At 50.5% G+C, this 25,686-nt stretch carries 25 protein-coding genes; 22 read left to right on the plus strand and 3 right to left on the minus strand.

What is annotated here, in order from left to right; translation table 11 throughout:
- Window positions 1–83: 83 nt before the first annotated feature.
- The 3 genes from WDY75_RS04180 (at window position 84) to WDY75_RS04190 (ending at window position 2,309) form a co-directional block, all read left to right on the plus strand.
- Complete coding sequence (locus WDY75_RS04180) at window positions 84–212, plus strand: hypothetical protein (RefSeq protein WP_255308638.1); 129 nt, start codon at window positions 84–86, stop codon at window positions 210–212.
- A gap of 145 nt (window positions 213–357) precedes the next feature.
- Window positions 358–1,323 (plus strand): MraY family glycosyltransferase, encoded by a 966-nt coding sequence (locus tag WDY75_RS04185; RefSeq protein ID WP_063477812.1) that lies wholly within the window; start codon window positions 358–360, stop codon window positions 1,321–1,323.
- 119 nt (window positions 1,324–1,442) lie between these two features.
- Window positions 1,443–2,309 carry an SDR family oxidoreductase gene (locus tag WDY75_RS04190; protein WP_172963900.1) on the plus strand — a complete coding sequence of 289 codons (867 nt, stop codon included), beginning with the start codon at window positions 1,443–1,445 and terminating at the stop codon, window positions 2,307–2,309.
- A 127-nt stretch (window positions 2,310–2,436) separates the two neighbouring features.
- On the opposite strand, the gene murQ is transcribed toward WDY75_RS04190, so the two are convergent.
- Window positions 2,437–3,348: an N-acetylmuramic acid 6-phosphate etherase gene (gene murQ, locus WDY75_RS04195; RefSeq protein ID WP_063477811.1), complete on the minus strand. Its 912-nt coding sequence runs from the start codon at window positions 3,346–3,348 to the stop codon at window positions 2,437–2,439.
- 55 nt (window positions 3,349–3,403) lie between these two features.
- Window positions 3,404–4,360, minus strand: coding sequence for a BadF/BadG/BcrA/BcrD ATPase family protein (locus WDY75_RS04200; RefSeq protein ID WP_063477810.1), 957 nt, complete (start codon window positions 4,358–4,360; stop codon window positions 3,404–3,406).
- Between the two features lie 225 nt (window positions 4,361–4,585).
- On the opposite strand from WDY75_RS04200, the gene WDY75_RS04205 reads away from it, so the two are divergent.
- The 17 genes from WDY75_RS04205 to WDY75_RS04285 all read left to right on the plus strand — a co-directional run bounded on the left by WDY75_RS04205 (window position 4,586) and on the right by WDY75_RS04285 (window position 22,248).
- Window positions 4,586–5,422: a MurR/RpiR family transcriptional regulator gene (locus WDY75_RS04205; RefSeq protein ID WP_036643553.1), complete on the plus strand. Its 837-nt coding sequence runs from the start codon at window positions 4,586–4,588 to the stop codon at window positions 5,420–5,422.
- Window positions 5,423–5,467: 45 nt separating this feature from the next.
- Window positions 5,468–6,862 carry an ABC transporter substrate-binding protein gene (locus tag WDY75_RS04210; protein WP_006212797.1) on the plus strand — a complete coding sequence of 465 codons (1,395 nt, stop codon included), beginning with the start codon at window positions 5,468–5,470 and terminating at the stop codon, window positions 6,860–6,862.
- 138 nt (window positions 6,863–7,000) lie between these two features.
- Complete coding sequence (locus WDY75_RS04215) at window positions 7,001–7,918, plus strand: carbohydrate ABC transporter permease (protein ID WP_006212796.1); 918 nt, start codon at window positions 7,001–7,003, stop codon at window positions 7,916–7,918.
- A gap of 33 nt (window positions 7,919–7,951) precedes the next feature.
- Window positions 7,952–8,785, plus strand: coding sequence for a carbohydrate ABC transporter permease (locus tag WDY75_RS04220; protein WP_006212795.1), 834 nt, complete (start codon window positions 7,952–7,954; stop codon window positions 8,783–8,785).
- A gap of 14 nt (window positions 8,786–8,799) precedes the next feature.
- On the plus strand, window positions 8,800–9,906 hold the full coding sequence (locus WDY75_RS04225; protein ID WP_006212794.1) for an ABC transporter ATP-binding protein: 1,107 nt from the start codon (window positions 8,800–8,802) through the stop codon (window positions 9,904–9,906).
- 26 nt (window positions 9,907–9,932) lie between these two features.
- On the plus strand, window positions 9,933–10,628 hold the full coding sequence (locus tag WDY75_RS04230) for a hypothetical protein (protein WP_063477809.1): 696 nt from the start codon (window positions 9,933–9,935) through the stop codon (window positions 10,626–10,628).
- Window positions 10,625–11,803 (plus strand): DUF1343 domain-containing protein, encoded by a 1,179-nt coding sequence (locus WDY75_RS04235; RefSeq protein ID WP_063477808.1) that lies wholly within the window; start codon window positions 10,625–10,627, stop codon window positions 11,801–11,803. The genes WDY75_RS04230 and WDY75_RS04235 overlap by 4 nt, the downstream gene beginning before the upstream one ends.
- A 3-nt stretch (window positions 11,804–11,806) precedes the next feature.
- Complete coding sequence (locus tag WDY75_RS04240; RefSeq protein WP_063477807.1) at window positions 11,807–12,997, plus strand: anhydro-N-acetylmuramic acid kinase; 1,191 nt, start codon at window positions 11,807–11,809, stop codon at window positions 12,995–12,997.
- 165 nt (window positions 12,998–13,162) lie between these two features.
- Window positions 13,163–14,626 carry an FAD-linked oxidase C-terminal domain-containing protein gene (locus tag WDY75_RS04245; protein ID WP_063477806.1) on the plus strand — a complete coding sequence of 488 codons (1,464 nt, stop codon included), beginning with the start codon at window positions 13,163–13,165 and terminating at the stop codon, window positions 14,624–14,626.
- A gap of 15 nt (window positions 14,627–14,641) precedes the next feature.
- The gene (locus WDY75_RS04250) at window positions 14,642–16,045 is read left to right on the plus strand and encodes a (Fe-S)-binding protein (protein WP_063477805.1); all 1,404 of its coding nucleotides are present in this window, start codon (window positions 14,642–14,644) and stop codon (window positions 16,043–16,045) included.
- A 214-nt stretch (window positions 16,046–16,259) separates the two neighbouring features.
- Window positions 16,260–16,835, plus strand: a complete 576-nt coding sequence (locus WDY75_RS04255) for a class I SAM-dependent methyltransferase (RefSeq protein ID WP_006212786.1) — start codon at window positions 16,260–16,262, stop codon at window positions 16,833–16,835.
- A 97-nt stretch (window positions 16,836–16,932) separates the two neighbouring features.
- The gene (locus WDY75_RS04260) at window positions 16,933–17,556 is read left to right on the plus strand and encodes a hypothetical protein (RefSeq protein WP_063477804.1); all 624 of its coding nucleotides are present in this window, start codon (window positions 16,933–16,935) and stop codon (window positions 17,554–17,556) included.
- 310 nt (window positions 17,557–17,866) lie between these two features.
- The gene (locus WDY75_RS04265; RefSeq protein ID WP_006212784.1) at window positions 17,867–18,652 is read left to right on the plus strand and encodes a TerC family protein; all 786 of its coding nucleotides are present in this window, start codon (window positions 17,867–17,869) and stop codon (window positions 18,650–18,652) included.
- A 541-nt stretch (window positions 18,653–19,193) separates the two neighbouring features.
- Window positions 19,194–19,940, plus strand: coding sequence for a type I methionyl aminopeptidase (map, locus tag WDY75_RS04270; protein WP_006212783.1), 747 nt, complete (start codon window positions 19,194–19,196; stop codon window positions 19,938–19,940).
- 47 nt (window positions 19,941–19,987) lie between these two features.
- Entirely contained in the window at window positions 19,988–20,143 is a 156-nt protein-coding gene (locus WDY75_RS04275) for a hypothetical protein (protein WP_156515023.1), read from the plus strand.
- 376 nt (window positions 20,144–20,519) lie between these two features.
- Window positions 20,520–21,332, plus strand: a complete 813-nt coding sequence (pdxK, locus tag WDY75_RS04280; RefSeq protein WP_036643640.1) for a pyridoxine/pyridoxal/pyridoxamine kinase — start codon at window positions 20,520–20,522, stop codon at window positions 21,330–21,332.
- 259 nt (window positions 21,333–21,591) lie between these two features.
- Window positions 21,592–22,248, plus strand: a complete 657-nt coding sequence (locus WDY75_RS04285) for a YqaA family protein (protein ID WP_006212780.1) — start codon at window positions 21,592–21,594, stop codon at window positions 22,246–22,248.
- Window positions 22,249–22,374: 126 nt separating this feature from the next.
- Here the strand turns inward: WDY75_RS04285 and WDY75_RS04290 are convergent, their stop codons facing one another.
- Window positions 22,375–22,995 (minus strand): hypothetical protein, encoded by a 621-nt coding sequence (locus tag WDY75_RS04290; protein WP_063477802.1) that lies wholly within the window; start codon window positions 22,993–22,995, stop codon window positions 22,375–22,377.
- Between the two features lie 311 nt (window positions 22,996–23,306).
- On the opposite strand from WDY75_RS04290, the gene WDY75_RS04295 reads away from it, so the two are divergent.
- Both WDY75_RS04295 and WDY75_RS04300 read left to right on the plus strand, forming a co-directional pair.
- Window positions 23,307–24,374 (plus strand): ATP-binding protein, encoded by a 1,068-nt coding sequence (locus tag WDY75_RS04295; protein WP_063477801.1) that lies wholly within the window; start codon window positions 23,307–23,309, stop codon window positions 24,372–24,374.
- A 66-nt stretch (window positions 24,375–24,440) separates the two neighbouring features.
- On the plus strand, window positions 24,441–25,664 hold the full coding sequence (locus WDY75_RS04300) for an MFS transporter (protein WP_040681059.1): 1,224 nt from the start codon (window positions 24,441–24,443) through the stop codon (window positions 25,662–25,664).
- Window positions 25,665–25,686 lie beyond the last annotated feature (22 nt).

The following is a 25,686-nucleotide window of genomic DNA, read 5'->3' on the forward strand; positions in this document are numbered from 1 at the left end:
CTGGGATCTCGTCATAAATCGGGAGCGAGCCCTCATAGGATGGTAGTGGGGAAAGTAAGTAAGGCATTTAACGGGAGAGTGAGATGTATAGTCCGGGCAAGAGCCATCCTGTCATAAGGAGGCTTTCCGCCATGACCATCGATCAGTTGATTGCTTTGCTGGCACTTATCGTTATGATCATCGGACTTGTGGTGAACAAGAAGGAGTCTTAACCTGTGAGTCCGGAGGGCTGCTGCTAAGTAGATAATTCTACTGATGTGGCAGTCTTTTTCTTTTGATAGGTTGATAGAGTTCCTTATAAGTCATATACTTAGATTGCAATGTTCTCCATTATTCATCATTTATTGGGAGGAAACCATGCTCTATTTAGCAGCGTTTGTCATATCCATGGTGCTGGTCCTGGTATTGATTCCGCCATTTCGCAAACTTGCGATCAAGATTGATTTTGTGGACAAGCCAAGGCCGGACAGCGAGCGGAAAATACACCGCGAACCGATACCGCTGACAGCGGGCATCGCCATATTCATCGGATTTTTTATCACATATTTTGCACTTACCGGCACCATTTCCAGGGAAGCGGTAGGTATCTTTATCGGTAGTGCCCTGATTCTTGGGATTGGTCTTGTGGACGATTGGTATAAGTCCCAGGGCAAGGAACTGGCTTCACTGCCGAAGTTCATTGTTCAGATGAGCGCGGCTGTCGTTGTATACAGCTACGGTATTGCGTTTGAAGGATTCAACAATCCGTTCACGGGGCAATATATCAATTTGCCGGAATGGCTGCAGCTCATCTTGACAATATTATGGATTTTTGGTGTAACGACCGTCATTAATTTCTCGGACGGCATTGACGGACTAGCCGGAGGACTCTCAGCCATATCCGGAGGCACGTTGTTTGTAGTGGCCATTACGATGGGCAGAGGCGAATCCGCGCTGCTTGCGGTCGTTCTCGTGGGTGCTGCGCTTGGCTATTTGCGGTACAATAAGCCGCCGGCCAGAGTATTCATGGGGGATGCCGGTGCAACCTTCCTTGGGTTTATACTAGGGATCATTGCTCTGGATGGCGCGTTTAAAGGGGCCACCTTGGCTTCCTTGTTCGTTCCCATCTTTGCTCTGGGTGTGCCGATCTTCGATAATATCATTGTGGTTATCCGCAGAATGCTTCAATCCAAACCGATTTATCAGGCCGACGCTTCCCAGGCGCATTATCGTTTGCTGGCAACGGGGCTGAATCAGAAGCAGACACTGGTATTTCTGTGCTTGCTGAATCTGTGTTTCGGTCTGGCTGCGATCATACTGGCGATGAATGGGAGCGGAGCCTAAGGCGCTGATCCTTTGTCTGAATTACATCTGTACGTTATCTAAGTCCCGTCTCCAAATTGATGTTGGTGGCGGGATTTTTTGTTAGCATGATAGGGTAGGAAGTAAGAGGAGGTCTGCGGATGAATGACATGGCAGGGAGTATCATTATTGTAACAGGGGCTAACTCTGGTATGGGCCTGGCTACAACGATTGAGCTTGCCAAATTGGGGGCGCATGTTGTGATGGCATGCCGGAGCCAATCCAGAGGGGAAGCGGCGCTTCACCAGGCGCTGGAAGAGAGCGGAAGCACAGAGCTTGAACTGATGACGCTGGATCTGGGCTCTTTTGACAGCATTCGGGCATTTGCTGCCGATTTTAAGGCCAAGCACAACAAACTCGATGTTCTGGTGAACAATGCCGGTGTGGTTACCATTAAGCGGGAGTTGACGAAGGACGGGTACGAAGCCATGATCGGCGTTAATCATTTAGGTCATTTCCTGTTGACAAACGAGCTGCTTGAACCCCTCCAGCGTGCACGGCAGGGTCGGATCGTGAACGTATCCTCGGGGGCGCATAAGGTTGGAAGCATCCACTGGGAAGATCCTAATCTGGCGAAGGGATTCAATGTGGCCAAGGGTTATGCGCAGTCGAAGTTGGCCAATATTTTATTCACCAAAGAGTTGGCGCGCCGACTGCAGCCGACGCGGGTGACGGTCAATGCACTCCATCCCGGCGCCGTAAGCACCAGTCTTGGTGTAAACCGGGATACAGGCTTCGGTAAAGCGGTCTATAAGCTGCTTCGCCCGTTCTTCTTAACGGCGCTCGAAGGTGCCCGGACAGCGATTTATCTGGCCTCTAGTCCTGAAGTAGAGCATGTGACAGGGGAATATTACGTCAAGTGCCAGCCGGACAAAACCACAGAGAAGGCAAGGGATACAAAACTTGCCGCTCGCCTGTGGGAATGGAGCGAACAACAGGTTGGAATGAAGCAGGGCATGGACAGATGAGATCATAGGCAGTGAGTATCCGATAAAACAGCAAAAAATAAACGGGATATCGTACAGGCCAACATGGACCTGGAGATATCCCGTTTCTATTCATGGAAGGCTTACACAGCATAACAAGCCCATTGCTTTACTTGGACGCCTTTAGATCAATCGCACCGCGAACGAATCCGCGGGTACCATCAAGCAGCGTGGATGCCTCCGCAGCACTGACATTCGCCAAGAGCATAACAATTGCTGTTTTGACATGGGCACCGGCTTCATGGTAAGCCTTCTCTACTTCCTCCTCCGATGCACCTGTTGCAAGCGTAATGATGCGTTTGGCACGATGCACAAGCTTGTTATTCGAAGGGTTGAGGTCGACCATCAAGTTTTTGTACACCTTGCCAATTCGAATCATGGCCGTTGTTGTCAGCATATTGAGGATCAGCTTTTGCGATGTACCGGCCTTCATGCGCGTGGAGCCCATAATGACCTCAGGGCCAACGACGGCTTCAATCACAAAATCCGCATACTGATGCATGGGCGATTCGTAGTTATTGCAGAGCCCGACAACAACCGCTCCGAGTTCCTTGGCACGTCGCATAGCTCCAAGAACATAAGGCGTGCGTCCGCTGGCGGCGATCCCAATGACAACGTCCTTCTTGCTGATACCGTTTTCATTGATGTCCTGGGCACCCAATTCCTCGCTATCCTCCGCACCTTCAATCGCCTCCTTCACGGCTCTGAAGCCGCCTGCGATCAACCCTTGCACCATGGACGGATCCGTCCCGTAGGTAGGTGGGCATTCGGATGCGTCAAGGATACCGATTCGACCGCTGGTTCCTGCGCCTATGTAGAACAATCTGCCGCCATTCTCGAAAGCTTCTACCACGAGATCCGCTGCTCGGGCTATAAGAGGGATCTGATCACGAATCGTTTCGGTGATCAGACTATCCTCGTTATTAATAAGGATCATAATTTGTTCTGAGCTCAACTGATCAATGTTCTGCGTATGTTCATGAGGCTGTTCGGTTGTCAATTGACTTAGAGTATTCGTCATGAGACAGGTCTCCTTTTTTGCCTTGGAATATGGACGGGCACTGATGATGTGAATGCTACAGCAAGTCAGAGACGCCGTCTGTAAATAGCTTGCAGGCTAACAGGGCTGCACCATGCGCGGGTGTTCGTTCACGGTTCCCTTCGGGAAATCGCAGCTGAGGATAACGCATTAGCAGGGAGTCGCAGTACGCCTTCCGGAACTCTGGCGAATGCTTGAATATCGAGCCGATCCATACCAGATCACTCTCTTCGAATTCAGCTTGCTGCCTGATGAGAGCGCTAGTTGTATCGGCCAGCTCTTCAGCCTGCTGCCGGATGATACGGAGTGCCGCTTCATCCCCGGCTTCCGCTGCTTCAATGCAGCAGCGGGCGAAGGAAGCGATATGCTGTTTCGTTATAGCGGGCTGGTAAATGTAAGATTTGAGATCGGTAATATGCTGGAGAGGGTAGGATTCAACAATCAGGCTGGTCATGATAGTGGGCGGTGTAATGCCTTCATGACTCTTGATTACCGATTTCAGGGTCTGAAGCCCAATCTGGTAACCGCTGCCTTCATCCCCGAGAAGATGCCCCCAGCCGCCGACGCGGTGGATATCTCCCGATTGGGTGATACCGTAAGTATTGGAGCCGGTTCCCGAGATGGCAAGCATTCCATGCTGACGCTCCAGCACAGCCATTAATGAAATTTCGGCTTCCGAACGCATGTATATGCGTATGGAGGGCAGCCGCTGCTGAAAATAGGAAAGAAGGTGTAATTGAACACGCCGACGTTCATCCACAGAACTTATACCTGACATTCCAAGACATATTGATGTTAATGAAAATGACTCATCATTCAGAGGTGTCAGGAGCCCATCCAACACGTTTTGGAGTTCCGCCATCGCTTTATTGAACGTTACAATATAAGGATTTGTGGAACCTCCGGTAAAACGGGACAATACCTCTCCGCTGCTGTGGATAGCGGTTGCATCAGTCTTTGTGCCGCCACCATCAACACCGATATAAATTTCCATATTGAACCACTTCGCTTTCTATATCCAGTATAGGAGAAAAAAGAAGTGTTGTAAAATAAAATTTTAAATCATCAATTATGTATTGAAATATAATTTCATACAATTTATAATGAACTCAATCCACTGATATTGAAAGCGATACCAGTCATGCTTTCATTCAATAGGTGTAAAGTAATATTACATATGAATGATCATCAGAGGATTATGAGTAAAGGGGGGCAAGGAATGAACGGCGGATTGGTTCGATTGCGTGAGGTGTATGATTCATTAAATCCGTCCGAGCGCAAGGTTGCAGCCTTCATTTTGCAGGAACCGGCAGAGATGATACAGATGTCGGTCGCGGATCTTGCTGTCCGAAGCGGTTCCAGTCAGGCTGCTATCGTGCGCCTGTGCAAAACGATGGGATTCAAGGGCTATCAGGATCTGAAGCTGAAGGTAGCCGGAGACTTGCAGGAGCCATTAGCCACCGGATATCAGGATATTCGGCCCAATGACAGCATTTCTGCAATTATACAGAACGTCTCGAACAATAACATTCAATCGATTCGGGATACGATGAAGATTATGGAGGAAGGGAAGGTGGAGGAGGCCGTACTGGCCCTCGATCAGTCTAAGCGTATTTTCATGTTCGGGGTAGGGGCTTCGAATCTGATCGGGATGGATGCCCAGCAGAAATTTTTGCGGATTAATAAGGTATGTATATCTTTTCCGGACCCTCATGTGCAGCTCACCTCGGCGGTGCTGCTGACTCCAGATGATGCGGCCGTATGCATCTCCTATTCCGGTGAAACGGATGAAGTGATTCGCGCAGCAGCCATAGCCAAAGAGAAAGGATGCAAGACGATTGGCATTACGAAATACGGTGACTCTACCTTAAGCCGATCGGTGGATATTCCCTTGTACACCTCCTCGACGGAGAACGAAATTCGCAGTGGCGCGATGTCGTCTCGTATTACGCAGTTGAATCTTATCGATATTTTATATCTTGGCGTCGCCAGCCGGAATTACGAGAACTCAGTGAAATACCTGGATGAGAGCCGGCAAGCGATCAAGCGGTTGTAGTTCATAGCGAAACCACAAATATATAAATGATAAGGGGAGTAGTACATGAAGAAAAAAGGTTGGCTTACATTGTTGGCTTCTTTAATGCTCGTGTTCACCGCGGCTTGCGGCGGTTCCGGCGGGGCGAAGGCTCCTGAAGGCGGAAGCGGAACAGCTTCGGAAGGAAATGGCGAGGCTGCACCGAAGCAGGACACGGTTGTTGTCTGGACTTATCCGGTACATGGTAAATATGAAGATGAATTGAAAGAGCATGTAGCGGATTTGAAAGAAAAATACCCGCACATTACAGTCGAAACCGAAGTGCTTTCATGGGCTGAAGGTCCGAAGAAGTTCGATGTAGCCCTGAATGCCGGTAATCCGCCTGATCTTTATTTCCATGCGGTGGACGGTGCTTATGTGGATACCGGTCTGGCACTGGAATTAACCCCTTATATCACAGACGAGATAAAGAACGACTATCTCCCGGGCACACTCGAGCTTGGTCAAATCCAAGGCAAGCAATACGGTCTTCCGCTGTACCAATCCCTGTGGGCATGGGGCGGCAATAAGAAGATCCTTGAAGAAGCAGGCATCGACTGGAAGTCCATTCAGGAGAACGGCTGGACCTGGACCGAATTCAAGGCAGCTGCCGATAAGCTGACCACCAAGCTCCCGAACGGCAAAACGCGCTATGCGCTGGTAACGGACGGAACTTCCCTTGACTTCATCGAAATGCTGACACGCAGCAACGGGATGCCGGACGTCCTGAACGATAAAGGCGAGTTTCAATGGAATGATGAGCGCATTCTGGACACGATGACGTTTGTTTCCGATCTGATGAAAGCCGGGCATATGCCGGCTGAGACAGCGGCGATTCAACCCGCTAAACGGATGGACTGGTTCTACGCAGAGGAAGCCGCCATCGTATCCAAGGCAATCCCTTATTACGATGTGATGCTGCAAAACCGTGCGAAGGACATTGACAGCGGTACGGTGCAAGGCGAGAAAATCGACTTTGTTCTGCTGCCGGTTCCGCACAACGACGGGGCAGAGCGCAAAACCTCCATGTTCGGCGAAGGCTACGTAGCCTTCAAGCAGAAGAAGGATAAGGGTGAAGAGCATGCGAAGAATACCTTCCTGATCATGGAAGGCCTGAGCGGCGCGAAAGCCGGTAATTCCGCCAATGAACTGGTGCTGCCATTCGTTCGCAAATCACAGGCGGAATTCTATGCAGGCAAAGGACTTGGAACAGAATCGACCATCAAAGCAGCAGAAATTTTTGCGAACTTCAAAGACATTCCTGTGACCTTGAGCCTCGATGCCAAAGATTCCGGCAACCAGAAGAAATTCAAGGAGCAAGTGGTGAAGCCGAACATCCAGGCGTTGTTCTCGGGTGAGAAGACGCCGGAGCAGATCGCACAAGACTTCATAGACAAAGGCAAACAAATTTTAGGACAGTAATTGAAGTTATAAGGGGGTGTCCCGTTGTCCTTAGCAGGAACAAATCGGGTCACTCCCTTTTTAAACGAATCGCTCTAGGCTTTGTAAGAATTAAGGCTTCATGAACATACTTCACCTGTGCGCAAAGGAGGAAATCAAATGCAGACTGCCCCGGCGCAAGCCCGGCCTTCACGTCCCCCCATGAAGGGGTACTGGCGCGAATATGGATGGGCGTATTTATTCATTCTGGCTCCAGTACTGTTGTTCTTGGTATTTACGCTATACCCGGTTGCTTCCGCCTTTCTGATGAGCTTCCAGGAATACAGCGTTATGGGCTCCGAATGGATTGGAACGGATAACTACACACGGATGGTACAGGATGAAGTGTTCTGGAAATCCATGAGGAATACGGTCTTATTCACGATCGGCACGGTTCCGGTCAACATTGTTATCACGTATGGTCTGTCCTTTTTTATTTTCCAGATGAAGAACAAATGGCAAACGTTCTTCAAGGCTACGATGTATTTGCCGGCCGTAGCCTCCGGCGTAACGATCTCCGTCGTATGGCTTGCCATTTACGATCCGACGAATGCCGGGCTTTTGAATCGGTTCATTGGATTGTTCGGATTCGATCCTGTCATATGGCTTGGCAAATCGGATACCGCCCTCTTTTCGCTCATATTGATGAACTGGCTCGGTTCGCATGGTGCAGGCATTATTCTCTATCTGGCCGCCATGGGCGGGATTCCCAAATCGCTCTATGAAGCCGCGGATATTGACCATGCCAGCGGATGGTCCAAATTCTGGCGCATTACGTGGCCACTGATGAAACCAACCACGCTGTATCTGCTTGTGACGGGCGTCATTACGTCCTTCCAGGTGTTTATCTCGGTGTATCTGATGACACAGGGCGGACCGAACTTTGCGACGACCACCATCGCCTATCTGATTTACAGCACGGCGTTTAATTTCTACGAATTCGGGCTTGCGGCGGCGCAATCTTTTGTACTGGCTGCATTGATTATCGTCATTTCCATCATTCAGTTCAAATATTTCTCTTCCGACGTAGAGTACTAACGTATATCACTGAAGCTAAAAGGGGGTGCACCCATGAAATCAAGATCAAAAGTGATCATGCTGATTGTGGCTTCGGTCATCCTGGTGGTATGGAGCGTTCTGACGATCATTCCGATGTACTGGATGTTGATTGGCTCTGTACAGGACACCAAGTCGGCCGCTTCGTTTATTCCCAAAATGATCCCGGACGTGCTGTCCGTAGCCCCATATGAGCGTTTTTTCGGCAAAACCAACGTAATGAGGTGGCTCTTTAACTCCTTATTAATCTCCACCATCCTGACGGTGACCAACGTGTTTCTCGCATCGCTCGCAGGGTATGCCTTTGCGAAGCTGAAGTTCCCGGGGAACAAAGCGGTATTCTGGGTTTTGCTCAGCACCATGATGATTCCGGCACAAGTTACGCTGATTCCGCTCTATATTTTGATGATTGACGTATTTGATCTCGGGAATACATATACGGCCATTCTGCTCCCCGGAATCGTAAGTGTGGGCAACATTTTCTTGATGAAGCAGTACATGTCGTCGCTGCCCACCTCCTTGATTCATGCAGCGCGGATCGATGCTTGCGGAGAGTTCGGTATCTTTTGGAAAGTCATTCTTCCTATGGCTAAACCGGGTCTCGCCGTACTCGCTATCTTCACGTTCGTTGCATCATGGAACGATTTCTTCTGGCCCTTCCTCGTGACCAATTCGGCGGAAATGAGGACCATTCAGGTAGGTCTTGCTTCCTTCGTCTATGCGGACACAACCGATTTCGGCGCACTTATGGCTGGAGCCACCGTCGCGGCACTGCCGATGATGATCCTGTTCTTCTCGCTTCAGCGCTATTTCCTGCAAGGCATCACCATTGGAGCCGTTAAAGGCTAGAAGGAGGCAAAGTTATGGCACGCGTAGAATTCCGTAATATACGAAAAGAATTTGTAGACGACAACAAAGGGACCTTTACCGCTGTAGCGGGGTCGGACTTTGTAATTCATGATAAAGAGTTTGTGGTATTTGTCGGTCCTTCCGGCTGCGGCAAAACCACTTCGCTGCGCATGATTGCCGGGCTTGAGCGTCAAACTTCCGGTGATATCCTCATCGGCGACCGGGTGGTAAACAATCTCCATCCGAAAGACCGGGATATCGCCATGGTGTTCCAGGATTACGCCCTGTATCCCCATATGACAATTCGCGAGAATCTCTCCTTCGGTTTGAAGAATCTGAAGAAACCTAAAGAATATATTGAGCAAAAGGTATCACAGGCCGCCTCCATTCTCGGCCTGGAGTCGATGATTGATCGGAAGCCGCGCGAGCTGTCCGGTGGACAGCGTCAGCGCGTTGCGGTGGGCCGGGCGATTGTACGCGATCCGCAGGTGTTCCTGTTTGATGAGCCGCTCTCGAACCTGGATGCGAAGCTTCGCGTGCAGATGCGCGTGGAGCTGTCCGAGCTGCATAAACGTCTTGAGGCAACCATTGTATACGTAACGCATGATCAGGTTGAAGCGATGACACTCGGCGAGCGGATTGTCGTGATGAACAACGGGATTATTCAGCAGATTGCATCACCGACGGAGCTGTATGCGAATCCGCAAAACATGTTTGTTGCCGGTTTTATCGGATCTCCGCCGATGAACTTTATCGATGTGCATAAGGAAGGAAACGTGCTTCGGATGGAGGGCGGCGAATTTGTCATTCCCGATTCCATGGCGGCTGCGCTGAGCAAATACGAGAATGAGCATCTCATTCTGGGCATGCGTCCCGAGCATATTACGGGTGAGGATATACCGGTCATCTCGAATCTGGACTATACGTATTCAACCAAGGTACAGGTCGTTGAACATCTGGGCTCGGAGAATCTGGTGTATTTCCGAGTTGGCAACCGGACCGTTACCGCGAAGGTTCATCCCGAAACGACAGGTTATCCGGGCATGGAGAAAACATTCATTTTCAATTTTGATAAAGTGCATTTCTTCGATCCTGAGACGGAACAGCGTATTGATTGGTAAACAACGACGAAGAGGAGAGGAAATCTATGCGCAAGCTGAATGATGTGTTGAAAAAGACAGGGGTTGAGGTTTACCGCGAAATTACGGCGGTGGCCTTATACAGCATGATAACCTCGCTGATCCTCGTGGTTGTCGTGATGTTTGTGCCGCTGATGGCGGCGCTACTGCTGCTGCCGGTGCTGTATATGCCGTTGTTCTACGGGGTTTGTTATGCTTACCATCGCAAGACGGAACGGGGCAAGTCCAGGCTCAAGGACGTGTTCCAAGGCGCGCTTAAAGGCCTCGGGCCTGCTGTGGTTATGGGCTTCTTCTTCGTAGTGATGGCACTGATTCTGTGGTCCACCTGGTGGTATTACGGAGGCAAAGAGGGAATCGGCTATCTCGCGATCGGTGTATTCCAGACCTATTTTGTCATTATGGCGCTCATCTCCCAATTCTACACCTTTCAGCTTGTCATTCAGGAAGGGATGGGCATTTTTAAAGCGATGGCCTACAGCGTCAAGTTGTTCCTGAAGTTTCCGGCCTATACGCTTGGAGCAAGCTTTCAAGCCTTCTGCGTTGCGATTCCACTGGTCCTTACCGTGGTTGGTTTTGGATTCCTCTTTAACGGCATGTGGGCGATATACCAGCATAAGGTTACGTATAATGTACTGAATCCGGAAGAGGCCAAGCCGGCAGAAGACGGTATTGCAGCCTCGGAAGCGAGAGGTGTAAGCGTATGATGAGGGGTAACATGCGGAGCGGAATTGATGTCCTGCCGGGATTATCGCATGAGAAAATCACAGGCTGTCGCCTTGGCGTCATCACGAATCCGACGGGGCTCACGTCGGATTTTCGTTCATCTATTGAGGTGATTGCAGGCTTGCCGAATTCGGAATTGACGGCTTTGTTTGCTTGTGAGCATGGGCTGCGCGGTCAGCTTCAGGCAGGCAAACACGTGGACGATGAAGTAGATCCGGTATTCGGTGTTCCTGTGTACAGCCTGTACGGCTCCCGGCGTAAGCCGGATGCCGATATGCTGAAGAATGTCGATACCGTCATCTTCGATATTCAGGACCTCGGTGTGCGTTTCTACACCTATATGACCACCCTGCTGTATGTCATGGAGGCATGCGCCGAACATGGCAAGAGTCTGCTCGTTCTGGACCGGCTGAATCCGCTCGGCGGGGAACGCTGTGAAGGCGGCTTGCTGCAGCCGGGATACGAATCGATGGTGGGCGGATGGCAGATACCGATTTGCACCGGGATGACCATCGGTGAATTTGCGCGTATGGCTAACGAGATGCGGGGAACCGGCTGTGATCTGGATGTCATTGGGCTGGAAGGTTGGACCCGCAGGATGGACTACACCGAGACGGGGCTTCCGTGGGTGCTGCCTTCCCCGAACATTCCCACGATGGATACGGTTCGCCTCTACAGCGGAACCTGCTTCTTCGAAGGGACCAATCTTTCGGAAGGCAGAGGCACGACCCGGCCATTTGAATGGATCGGTGCTCCGTGGATCGACGGCGAGGAGCTGGCCAAGGCGTTTAACGCCTATCGACTTCCAGGCATCCATGCCCATCCCATGTTCATGACACCAACCTTCTCGAAGCATCAGGGTGAAGGATGTGGAGGCGTGATGCTGTTCATGACGAAGCCATCTGAAGTGGAGGCTGTACGTACTGGGCTTACGCTTCTGCATCTGGTCAGCCGGATGTACCCGGAGGAGTTCCAGTGGCTTACTCCGCCGGCAGGACGCAATCGATATTTTATTGATTTGCTCACAGGAAGCGAGGATGTCCGAAGGCACATCCATGAAGAAGCCGGACTTCAGCGTATTGCTGCGCAGTGGGCCCGGGAATCGGAACAGTGGAGAACGATGAGGGCTCCTTACCTGCTGTATGGGGAGGCGTAGACGATGATGTTCTCACCATGGAAGGATGGAAGGCCGACCGTTGTGGTCGGCTTGATGTCCGGCACTTCGCTGGATGGCATCGATGCTGCGATTGTCCACATAAAGGGAAGCGGCCTTGCAGCCTCGGTTGAGCTCTTGCATTACTACAGTAAGGCATATGAGCCGGAGCTTCGTCAGCGGCTGCGTGATTTGTGCGTGGAAGCGAATTCGAACAGTGCTCTAATATGCAATATGAATGCGTTCCTCGGTTATCAGTTCGGAGCGGCTGTTCTGGAAGCGGTTGCCGATGCGGGCATGCATGTCGATGAAGTGGATCTGGTCAGCTCTCACGGACAGACCATCTGGCATCAGCCGGTACCGGAACAAGGCGACCCGTATGCTGTCGCGTCGACTTTGCAGATCGGCGATATCTCTGCTATTGCCAAGCATACCGGCAAGCTCGTGGTCGGGGACTTTCGTCCCGCGGACATGGCGGTCGGGGGCCAAGGCGCACCGTTTGCTCCGTATGGGGATTGGATATTATTCCGTCACCCGGAGCGTGGAAGGCTGCTGCAAAACATCGGCGGGATCGGCAATTGTACGGCGCTGCCCGCAGGGGCGGATCCTTCGGATGTGCTGGCCTTTGATACCGGACCCGGCAATATGGTTATAGACGCTGTGGCCCACATCCTGTCCGGAGGGCGGTTGTTGTATGACGACGGAGGTAATTGGGCTGCCCAAGGCAAGCCGGACCGCGTTTTGTTGGACGAAATGCTGGCCCATTCTTACTTCGGCACCCCGCCGCCCAAATCAACGGGGAGGGAGTTGTTCGGCCACAGTTATGCGGTTTCGTTCCTGGAACAAGCCAAGCTGCGCAAGCTGTCGGACGAGGACGCAATGGCAACGGCAACGGCTTTTACAGCTCATTCCATTGCTGACAGCTATGAGAACTATGTTTTTCCCCGTCACGGGATCGATGAAGTGATTGTGACCGGTGGAGGAGCCCACAACAAGACCTTGCTCTCCATGTTAGGCGAGTTATTGCCGGGGCAGAAGGTGATGACCTCCAGAACGCTGGGGTTTGATGACGATGCCAAGGAAGCCGTGATCTTTGCGCTGCTTGGCAATGATTTCATGCTCGGCGTTCCCAACAATCTGCCTGCAGCTACTGGAGCGTTTCGCCCAACCGTGATGGGAAAGCTGGCGCTGCCCTAGTGGGAGAAGCAAGCCTGAATTTCTCTAGCTTAGGAAGAGGGACGATGGGCTCGATGCCGTTCCTATAATTGATATTCAAGCATCAGGACGGAAAGCGTATTTAACTTCGTGAGAAGCAAGGGGAATTTATCGTAGTAAAGCCCGTAATGGGAGGGGGAATGAAATGTGCTGGAATCGGTTATTCGCGAGTTGTTGATCAAAGTGGTTGGCGGGGAGTGGTTCAAGGACGATCCGGAAAGCCTGGTTTCTTACAGTTATGATGCTACCCCGCTATATCAAGCGATGCCGGACGGGGTGATTTTTCCCGAAAGCACGCAGCAGGTATCCGACATCGTCAAAATTTGTTCAAAGCATCGGATACCCGTCATTACACGAGGTGCAGGCAGCAATCTGTGCGGCGGCACCATTCCGCTTCAGGGCGGGCTGGTGGTGGTCATGACTCGAATGAACAAGCTGCTGGAGATCGATTCGGATAATCTGACCGCGACCTTCCAGACCGGTCTGAATACAAAGCAGTTTCATCTGGCGGTTGAACGGACCGGGTTGTTCTACCCGCCGGATCCAAGCAGTATGATCATCTGTACGATGGGCGGCAATATTGCCCTGGGGGCTGGTGGACTGCGTGGTTTGAAGTACGGCACAACCAAGGATTATGTCCTGGGGTTGGAGGCTGTATTGCCGGACGGCAGCATCCTGCGTACAGGCGGCAAGCTGGTGAAGGATGCGGCAGGGTACGATCTGACCCGACTATTGGTAGGATCGGGCGGAACGTTAGCCATACTCACAGAAGCAACGGTTAAATTAATTCCGAAGCCTTCTTACAGGAAAGCGATGGTCGCCGTTTATGATGACCTCCATGCGGCTGCCCGAACGGTTTCGAACATTATAGCCCATCATATTTTTCCGTGTACGCTGGAATTTATGGATCAGCCCACACTTCAGGTGGTCGAGGATTTTGCCAAAATCGGACTGCCGGTTCACGCTAAAGCGATGCTGGCTATCGAACAGGATGGCAACGCCGATGATGTGGAGCGGGATTTGAAGCAGCTGGAGGAAATATGTCTTGCATCGGGTGCGGTGCAGCTGAATATCGCCAAGACTCCGGAGGAAGGGGCGAAGGTGATGGAAGCCAGACGGAGTGCGCTCGCAGCGCTATCCCGTCTGCGGCCCACAACGATATTGGAGGATGCTACGGTTCCCCGTTCGAAGATTGCGGATATGGTGCTTGAGGTTCAGCGAATCGCTCAGAAATATGATGTGCAGATCTGCACATTCGGTCATGCCGGGGATGGCAATCTGCATCCGACCGCGATGACGGATGCACGGGATCCGGAAGAGATTCACCGCGTGGAACAGGCCTTCGCCGAAATCTTTGAAGTGGCCATTGCGATGGGCGGCACGATTACCGGGGAGCATGGCGTTGGGATCGTGAAGGCACCTTACTTGGAATGGAAGGTGGGCGAAGCCGGCATCAAGATGATGAAATCCATCAAGGATGCGATCGACCCGCATCAGATCATGAACCCGGGCAAGCTGTTCGCGGAAACGAGAAAGCGGATCATTTATCAGGATCGAACGGAAGCTGTAGAACGGACGACAACGCAGGATGAGGAGATTCAAACACCGTGAGGGGAGCGAGAGCGCATGAATTCAACCCATGAGAAGCTGGCCCAGTCGCTGAAGCTGACGCTGGATGAGGATCAGCTGACAAACTGTATGCGCTGCGGATTTTGCCAGACCGCTTGCCCAACATTCATCGAGACGGGACTTGAGGCGGCCTCCCCCCGTGGGCGGATTGCACTTATGAAAGCCGTTGTTGATGGCTTGATGGAGCCGGATGAAAGCTTCCGTAGCCAGATGGATCTGTGTCTGGGCTGCAGAGCCTGTGAGCCAGCTTGTCCTTCGGACGTGAAGTACGGCCAATTGATCGAGCAGACCCGGGCTGCCATTGCTGCGGAGAAGCCGTATTCGATGCCTGTGCGAATCGTCCGCAAGACCTTCCTGCAAGGGGTGTTCCCGCATCGCAGAAGGCTGAAGCTGATTGGCAAGACGCTTTCCTTCTATCAGAAATCAGGGCTGCAGAAGTTTGCCCGAAACTCAGGGGCCATGAAGCTGTTTCCCGACCATCTTCAGCAGCTTGAGCAGGCACTGCCTGATGTATCGGGCGATGGCCTGGAAGAGCTGTGGAGCAAGGCGGGCTTTCCTTACCGGCGTGAAACGACTGACAGTGGTTCAGGGCTTATGGTTATTCCAGCGGCAGGAGATACGGTTGGCCGGGTGGGCATGTTCCGGGGCTGCATTATGGATGTTATGTTTGCACCTACGAACGTAAATACCGTGCGACTGCTCCGTCAGGCCGGGTTCGAAATCGTCATACCGGAGGAGCAGGTGTGCTGCGGAGCACTGCATGCCCATGCGGGTGAGATGGGTGATGCCAAGCAGCTGGCCGGTCGAAATATTTGGGCTTTCGGGGAAGCGAACGTCGATTATATCGCAAGCAATGCGGGGGGATGCGGTGCCTTGCTGAAGGAATACGATCATCTGATGCGTGCGGAACCGGATGAGCGTCTTTCGCAAGCGGCGGTCCGTTTTGCAGATCAGGTGAAGGATATCTCCGAGCTGCTGCACAACCTGGGCAGGCCGCTTGAGCCGATCCATGCGGAAGCCGGGAAGGACGATGCGGCGGTTGCCGTCACCTATCAGGATTCCTGTCACCTGCGCAACGTGATGAGGGTGCAGGAAGAGCCGCGCCAGCTGATGTCGCAGCTTCCGGGCGTGCAATTGTGCGAGCTTCAGGGGGCAGAGGTATGCTGCGGTTCCGCTGGCATATATAACCTGACCCAGACGGAAATGTCGACAACGCTGCTGGACCATAAGATGGAGCATGTGGAAGCTACCGGGGCCAAGGTCATTGTGACTTCTAATCCGGGCTGCCTGCTGCAAATGAAGTGGGGTATCGAGCGTGCCGGTTTGCAAAATGGCGTAGAGGCCGTTCATCTCGCAGATTTCCTGGCAAAGCAGGTACGAATGGAGGATCAACTCGATTAATTGCACGAATGGGTGTCCCCGTGATCAATAATGATCATGGGGATGCCCTTTTCGTTTTGGGCATAACCGGTTTACATCATCAACGAACAACGGTATGGTAACCTCAGGAAGACGATATGGTAGCCACAGGAAGGGTGGACTCTATGTCACCTACAGAATTTGTATTTATGTGCTTACATATGAAATGCAATGATACAAGGAGGGAAACAACAAGATGAAGGAAAGCTTTGATAAGACACTCATAGACCGATTGGAAAGTCCGGAAAGAAAGAGGGAGCTGCCCGCATCTTCGCTGCTTGAGAGGCTGCAGGTGAGTGGAGAGGTGGATGTGCTGGATATTGGAGCAGGCACCGGATATTTTTCCATACCGGCCGCTGCGCTAACGACAGGCACCGTATATGCTCTGGATACCGAGCCAGCCATGCTGCAAATGATGCGGGATCGTGTACGGGAGCAGGGGTTAACGAATGTCAACGTCATGGAAGGGATCGTGGAAAAGCTACCGTTCCAAGAGGGAACGATGGATCGTGTCATCGCTTCCCTCATTCTTCACATCACGGATGAACTGGAGGAGTCCATTCAACAGATTGCACGAGTCTTGCGCCCGGGCGGACGCTGCTTATGCCTGGAATGGCAGGAGGATCCATCGGAGCAGCGGGTTCCTCGTCCGAACCGGATCGACCCGTATGTCATGAAGAACCTGTTGGAGCAAGCGGGGCTGAAGGTGGAGAACATCGAGTACCCAACAGAACGACACTATTTGATGGTAGCCAGTAAACAGCCTGTATGATGCGACCTATAAATCTCTTGCCGGATCGTCCTTCCTTTTATAGATCAACGGGAACATTTTAGAGGAGAGAGACGTCTAGGGATTGAGGTGATCCTTTATGAGAAATTTCACGGTCATGATCCTGCTTAGCTGTTTGCTGCTGCTTGTGAGTGTATATGCTGTAAAACCAACGGATGTATTCGCCTGTTCTTGCGCTGGACCGCCTACGGTTCCGGAAGGCTTGGAACGGAGCGCTGCTGTATTTGCTGGCAAAGTGACAAAGATGGTTGGCCCGAAGCCAAAGCTGGTGATGTCCTCTACAGATCCGGTCGTTGTGACGTTTGAGGTAACTGAGGTATGGAAAGGGGAGTTGCCACTTAAGACGGAGCTTACAACGGCGATGTCTTCAGCCAGCTGTGGTTATGATCAGTTTGCGGTGGGAAGTGAATTTTTGGTGTTCGGTTATGCACGCTCCGGTCAGCTGCAAACAGGGCTGTGCGACGGAACGAAGCTCCTCTCTGCGGCAGGTAAGGAACTAACCGAGCTTGGCAAGGGGTATTCTCCACAAGAAATACCTAAATCAGGGGATACAGGGGAGAACGCCCTTCCCGAGGAAGTCCCTGCAAGCGAAGATCAGGGGGCAGGTCAGTCGCCGTTACTGCAGCCTTTCTTGTGGGGAGCTGCAGTCGTTCTCGCAGTTGTACTGTTGGTCTATGCCTGGAGGAAGAAAAGAGAAGTGTAAACGGAATGTAAAATTTTCGGAAATCTATTGGCGCCATTATACAGCCATGCTATAATCCATTTATTCAAGTAAAGGGGAGTAGCAACCTCAGCAAAGTCGTCAATTCGTGACACGTAACGTGTCTCCGGCTTTGTTGGCAACGAAAGTTGTTTGCGAGACCTTTGCCGATTCGGTAAAGGTTGTTATTCCTGTGAGCTATTTCTGGGTATGATACCTTTATCGCCGATTTTCGGGATAAAGGTTTTTTTGTTTCCTTCAACCTTTTTAAAACGGAATCGGAACATTTCATAACAAGAAGGAGAGATTGCGTTTGGAAATGGGACTGTTGCTTGAATATGGATGGGTACTGATTGTGCTGATTGGACTCGAGGGTATCCTCGCAGCCGATAATGCACTTGTCATGTCCATCATGGTCAAACATTTGCCGGAGGATAAGCGGAAGAAGGCGTTGTTTTACGGATTGGCAGGAGCTTTTGTATTCCGTTTTGCCTCGCTATTCATTATTTCGTTCCTGGCAGATGTCTGGTACGTACAGGCGATCGGAGCCTTCTACCTGTTGTATATCAGTATCAATCATATCGTTAAACAGTTCTTTGTGAAGAAGAAGAAACATCTGAAGGAAGCTGAGACGAAGACCGAAAAATTCTGGGTTACCGTATTGAAGGTAGAGCTTGCGGATATTGCCTTTGCAGTCGATGCGATTTTGGCAGCCGTTGCGCTTGCCTTGACGCTTCCAGAGACCAACCTGCCGAATATCGGGGGGATGGACGGCGGACAATTCCTGGTTATTCTCACAGGCGGAATCATCGGCCTCATCATCATGCGATTTGCGGCGTCGTATTTCGGAAGGCTGCTGGTAAGAAGACCCGGCTTGGAAACGGCAGCTTTCCTGATCGTAGGATGGGTAGGGATTAAGCTGGCCGTATATACGCTCGCGCATCCTGATATCGCTGTACTGGAGAAGACATTTCCGAAGAGCACGGGCTGGAAGCTTGTATTCTGGGGAGTGCTGATCCTGATTGCGGTTCTCGGCTGGTTCCTGTCCAAGGAGAAGAGCGATATGACCGATGAGGAACGGAAACAAGTGGAAAGCTAAGTACCTGGATCCATTTGATATAATAAAGCATAGGAAAAAAGAAAGGATTTGTGATCTCGCGTGTAAAATTATCGTTTCTGCGCATCCTTAATATATATTTTAGTTTTATGAGGAGAAACGATTGTTTTGGTTAAATGAAGTTTTAAATGGGGAAAATGGATGCCTGTTTTTATTCTGCTCATGGCTATAGAGAGTCATATGACCTCCTGGATTACGGCAGAGTTGAAGCTGCCCCCGAGAATACAAAATGTATACGCAGCGGCTCTTGTACCTGTTACGTTTAAATCGGAGGGCAGATATTCATAACGGAAATGTTTGAGGTTACCTTAGCTTAAGAGTAGAATAAGATGATGTAGGGCGCTTCAGCTTTTCTTTTTGGGATATACGATTTAAGAAGAAAGCAGATACATCTTGTGCTTGTGAATCAGCCTTATTGGCAGGGGAGTATGGAGGGCAGGTGCCTGTCCTTGGCTCTCCAGCCAGCTAAGGCTTTTTGATTTGGATAGGAGATAACAGCATTTGAAAAAAGGAGTGAGCAGGATTGATAATCCTCAAAACACAAGAACAAATCGCCAAGATGAATAAGGCTGGAGACATTCTTGCCGAATGTCATCGGCAAATTGCGCAGATGATTAAGCCGGGCGTGACAACACTGGAGATTGACCAGTTCGTGGAGCGTTTCCTGGCAGAGCGAGGTGCGACCCCGGAGCAGAAGGGATATCACGGATATCCCTTTGCCACCTGCGCGTCGGTCAACGATGTGATTTGCCATGGCTTCCCGAGCCATGAACCGTTAAAGGACGGAGATATCGTTACCATTGACATGGTAGTGAAGTATGATGGCTGGCTTGCCGATTCCGCTTGGTCTTACCCGGTAGGCAGCGTATCTGAGGAAGCACAGCACCTGCTCGATGTGACCAAGAAATCCTTGTATCTCGGGATTGAGCAGGCAGTGGTCGGCAATCGGATCGGTGATATCTCTCACGCCATTCAGTCCTATGCAGAGTCGCAAAATTTATCGGTGGTTCGCCACTTCGTAGGGCACGCAATCGGCGAGAACATGCACGAGGAGCCGCAGGTTCCGCATTACGGCCCACCCAATCGGGGGACACGGCTTAAAGAGGGCATGGTCATTACCATCGAGCCGATGCTTAATCTGGGAACGTACCAATGCAAGATTGACTCAGACGGATGGACGGCAAGAACGGTGGACGGCAAATGGTCAGCTCAATATGAGCATACTCTGGCCATCACGAAGGATGGCCCGGTGATTCTGACGGAACAATAAGTTTCTCCTCCACTCCATAGGGCTAATGCCTAGCGGGAGTGGGGGAGATGTACAAGCTGCGAGAACTCTCACGATGCTCCAACGGAGCAGGCGGAATTGTTCTGGAGAAGCGAAGCGTTCGCCTGAAAGCTTTCCAGAGGAAAGCTGGCATCGGAAGCATAGGCTCATCCGGATTTCAACGATTTATTCGTGATTCAGAATGAAATCTGGGGGCAACAGCGATCGGAAGAACAAACCGTATGTGGAGTGATGCAGAGACCTGACGAATCTGTAGCATCAAGAAGATTATAAAGGTTTAAAGACTTGCTCCAACGGAGCAGGCGGAATTGTTTTGGAGAAGCGAAGCGTTCGCCTGAAAGCTTTCCAGAGGAAAGCTGGCATCGGAAGCATAGGCTCATCCGGATTCCAACGATATATTCATGATTCAACAGGAATCCGGGGGCAACAGCGATCGGAAGAACAATCCGCATGCGGAGTGATGCAGCATCTTTCAGAATTCGTCAGCATCTGCGAATAGACGCCAATAAGATCTTTTCATATAATAGAATCATCATTTTACAAGCGAAGGGAACATGGAACATGACGATACGTAAAGCACTAACAGTAGCGGGCTCGGATACGAGCGGCGGTGCTGGCATCCAGGCCGATCTGAAGACGTTTCAGGAATTTGACGTATACGGTATGACCGCTCTCACCACCATTGTCTGCATGGAACCGAAAACATGGGATCATCAGGTTTTCCCGGTGGCGCTCGATATCGTGGAAACACAGCTGAAAACAGTGCTTGAAGGCATCGGCATTGATGCAATGAAGACCGGAATGCTCGGCTCTGTTGAGATTATTGAACTTGTCTCCCAATATATCGATCGCTATGACTTGAAACGGATTGTCATCGATCCGGTCATGGTATGCAAGGGAACAGATGAGGTGCTGCAGCCGGAAAATACGGAAGCGATGCTGGAATTCCTTCTTCCGCGTGCCGATCTGGTAACGCCAAATCTGTTCGAAGCGTCCCAATTGGCGAAATCCGGTCCGATCACGTCCCTGGATCAGATGCAGGAAGCTGCCGCCATCATTCACGAGCGCGGCGCGAAGAATGTGCTGATTAAGGATAGAGGCAAAATTCGCGAAGGAAAAGCGATGGACCTGCTCTATGATGGAAAGAACTTTGAATGGTTTGAGGCCGATACCATCGTGACGAAGTATACTCACGGTGCAGGCTGTACGTCATCGGCATCCATTACAGCGAATCTTGCCAAGGGATTGACCGTGCGCGAGTCGGTACAGCAAGCGAAGGCCTTCATCACGCAGGCGATTTCAAACGGCTTCCCGCTGAATGATTTTGTGGGTCCGACAAGACATTCGGCACATCGCAGTATTTCTGCAAATTAAACAAAATACATTTTTTTGCAAGCTTATTCATTTTTGATTCCGGCTTGCACAATGTGACGAGAAACCTTTCTTTCTGCAAGAAAGGTTTTTTTGTTGTTAGCTGAATTCGATGCATATACTATATAGGAGCAAAGGCATGCTTCTTTATTCACGTATTTCCGCAGGGCTGGAGTGGCTTAGGTCCTTTCCAGTATAATTATGTGCTATAATTTATAAAGGGTCTGATAGAAACAGGAAGAAAATATTTAGGGGTTGAGACATGTTTCAGGTCATTTTGGATTTTTTGAAGAGTTTTGGTCCATGGGGATTGTTTATTCATTCATTTGCTGATGCTGTAATTTTTCCGATACCCGCCTTTTTTCTGCAAGTTTCGCTAAGTATTGTTCATCCGCAGGATGCACTTTGGCTTGCAACTTATGGTTTTATCGGGTGCTTGCTGGGAACACCATTTGGTTATTTAATCGGAAAGCTGCTTGGGAAGTCGGTATTATACAAGATTTTGAAAAAAGAGTGGATTGACGCTGCAACGAACATGTTTCAGAAAAACGGCGAGGCGGCCATATTGATTGGTTCCTTTACGCCGGTTCCCTTTAAGGTGTTCACCATCCTTTCAGGTTGTTTGAACTTCCCGTTATGGAGGCTCCTGGCGTATGCTGCGATTGGCAGAGCCACCAAGTTTTATGTGGTAGGTACTTTGTTTTACCTGTATGGCAACGCAGCCGAAGGTATGGTTAAGGACGTATCCTTGTATATCGCGCTTATTGCCGTTCCGCTTCTGTTAGTCGGCGTGTATTTCAACCGTAAACGCAAGCGCAAGAAAATGGAGCAGCAGAAGCTGGCTGAAGCGAATTTAACTGTCGTGGAGAAGACACCAGTTGTTCTGGATCAAACCTCGGATCAGACTCCATCAGCCTAAACCTGAGCACGACGTCGGGGGAAATCCCGTGAAGAACATATAAAGAAGCAGCCGGGCGATCGCCCGGCTGCTTTTTTTCCAAGATGTTATAGGTTCCTATTTATATCATAGCTAAACATTTCGGTATTAACCCGTTTTCCCGATTCGGAAGAACTTGCCTCTGCCTTTGGTTGTTGCAGGAGCAAAGGTCGGCGTCGGGGACAGCGGGGAGGTCATGTCTTGAGCAAGATAACCATGAAGAGGACCGTGATAGATTTCATTCAACTGCGGTGAATGGGCGAAATCTTCTGGCGTTACCAAGTGACAAGGTTTGTTCACAGGCCGCAGGCCTGCTTGCTCGAGAACGGTAGCGACAAAGTGAGAGCAGAAGAAAGCATCATCACGATCAATATGAATCCGAAACAATATACCCAGCAGCCCTAGCAGATTATATTTGTAGCGGTTCTGATCACGCATCATCTCTTTGACAAGATTGTGCATGCGTTGATAGTCCTCATTACTGACGCGGCAGCGGTAAACGGCGCATTCCGAGGTGTAGAAGAATGGAGCGCGCAAATTCTCGCGAACCAAACCGCCATCAAACGGATTGTTTGCCTTCTTTCGGCCAAAGCTGTACACTTCGCGTAATTCGGAATCAAACGCAATGGATGCATGGTTTAGTGGGGCCTTCGTGAAATATTGGATCATTCTGCTGAACCAGGTGCCCGTGCCTGTAAGCACAATCCAAATATCTTGTTCCGTGTACATACTCGCAAACTCCTTTGTTAACGGTCCTAACGACTAGCAATTGTAAATGACTTGCTTTCTTTCACAATAAACGAAAAAGCGATGGCGTTCAAGTCAAAAAATACCATTTTCTCTCAGTTTCACTAGAATAGCTCTGGTATTGACACCATATATTAGAAACTCCATAACAATATATTCGCCTTATGTCCAAATTATCCTTTGGTTTGCTTTATTTATATTTTCTAATATAGAGAAGAGGAGAGGAGAAGCAAACCTATATCTCGAAATATGTAAAACGATTTGAACAACGAAGGACAAGGAGGATCTCCACGATGATGAATAGTGAATGTCTCAACTATGATTTTATGGTTCAGGCGGTTGAAGTTGCGCCGATCGGAACGGTATTCATCGATTCTGAGGGGAGCATTATCAAGATCAATCCCGCTGCTTGTGTCATATTAGGGTATGAGGCGGAGGAATGTCTGTACCATCCGTATTATCATTGGATTTATCCGGAAGACGTGAATAAGGACAGGGAACGACTGGAGAAATTAATGTCGGGTAAAGCCCTTTCCCTGCAAATGGAGAAGAGGTTGTTACATAAACAAGGCGATATCAAGTGGGTATCCTGCAGGTTAAGCATAGCCCATAGCAGAGATGGAAGAACGCTCGGCTACATAGCTCACTTTACGGATATCACCGATTTAAAGCGAGCCGCCCATCAGGAAGAGGAGAGGCTGATTCAGTCCGATAAGTTGTCGATGGCCGGGCAGCTTGCGGCAGGTATCGCCCACGAAATCCGAAATCCGATGACCTCCATCAAAGGATTTGTCCAATTAATTCGATCCGGTGCAGGTCGGAAGGATCAATATTTCGATATTATCTCTTCAGAGATCGAACGGATTGAGCTGATTGTCAGCGAGCTTCTGTTCCTGGCAAAGCCGCAGAGTGTGAAATTCGAACGTACGGATATCCGGCAGCTCCTGGAGCAGGTGATAACACTCTTGAATACACAGGCTATTATACATAACGTTGAGATCATCACGGATTTCGGAGCGCACGAGGCCAGCGTGGATTGCGATGTGAACCATCTGAAGCAGGTGTTTATTAATTTTATCAAAAATGCGGTGGAGTCCATGCCAGATGGCGGGGAGCTGACCATTCGGCTGGGAAGAGGCGAAGGCCATACCATCGCCATCCATTTCATTGACAATGGCTACGGGATTCCCGAGTCTATTCTCTCCCGTCTGGGTGAGCCCTTTTTTACGACCAAGGAGAAAGGGAACGGCTTGGGATTCATGATCAGCAAAAAAATGATTGAGGATCACAAGGGGGAGGTTCATGTTTCCAGCAAGCTTCAGGTAGGTACAACCATCTCTGTGATCTTGCCGATGGCATAATCCAGCTTGACCAGACGTATTGTTCGCTCTACATTATAGAAAGATATAGGAGAGGGGGCGGTCAATATGGGCAACATGCAATTATTAAAAGAGCCGAAGCGGCGCAAGCTACTGTTCAGCGCGGGACTCAGCTGGATGTTTGATGCGATGGATGTCGGGATGATTTCGTTTGTTGTCGCAGCGCTGGCAACCGAATGGTCGCTAAGCTCGCAGCAGGTTGGAATCCTGACGAGTACAACGTCGATCGGAATGGTATTTGGCGCGGCGATGGCTGGGTTTTTGGCGGACAAATACGGACGGAAGAACATTCTGCTCTGGACGCTGCTCATATTCTCGATAGCGAGCGGCCTTTCCGCGCTGGCTACCGGTTTTATTATGTTGTGTTTTATGCGCTTTATCGCCGGCTTTGGACTTGGCGGAGAGCTTCCGGTTGCATCTACCCTGGTGTCGGAAAGCATGCCGGCAAATGAACGGGGAAGAGCGGTTGTATTGCTGGAGAGCTTCTGGGCAGCGGGCTGGATTTTATCCGCACTTATCGCCTATTTTGTCATACCGGATTACGGCTGGCGGGCAGCCTTTGTGATTGGAGCTCTGCCTGCTTTCTATGCACTCTATCTGCGGCGTGCGATTGAGGATTCGCCAAGGTATATACAGCAGAAGGCAAAGATGGCCACGAAGGTGACCTTAAGACAGCGGGTAGCCTCGGTCTGGTCGGTCGAACATCGGCGTACAAGCATTATGCTGTGGGTGCTGTGGTTTACAGTCGTATTTTCCTATTACGGTATGTTTCTGTGGCTTCCGACGGTTATGGTGGACAAAGGCTTCAGTCTGGTCAGGAGCTTTCAGTACGTGCTGATCATGACACTTGCCCAATTGCCAGGATATTTTACAGCCGCCTACTTTATTGAGAAGTTTGGACGGAAGTTTGTTCTAGTTACATACTTGGTGCTTACGGCTCTAAGTGCAATCTGGTTTGGCTATGCCAATACGGAAGCATCACTTCTTGCTGCGGGGATTTCCCTGTCATTCTTCAATCTGGGGGCATGGGGCGGACTCTATGCCTACAGTCCGGAGCTCTACCCGACGAAAGTACGTTCAACAGGGGTTGGGCTGGCGACGTCCTTCGGACGGATTGGCGGCGTGATTGCGCCGCTTCTCGTCGGTGTGCTGAAGCAGAACGGGACCAGCATTGAGTTCATCTTCGTGATGTTCTTTGTGACCATTCTAATCGGGGCTGCGGGGGTATTGATTCTTGGAAAAGAAACAAAAGGGCTGGAGCTTGCGGATTAAGTAATCAGCATCGCAAGCAGCG

Origin of the sequence: Paenibacillus glucanolyticus (genome assembly GCF_037333485.1) — a bacterium.
Classification (GTDB): domain Bacteria; phylum Bacillota; class Bacilli; order Paenibacillales; family Paenibacillaceae; genus Paenibacillus_AQ; species Paenibacillus_AQ glucanolyticus.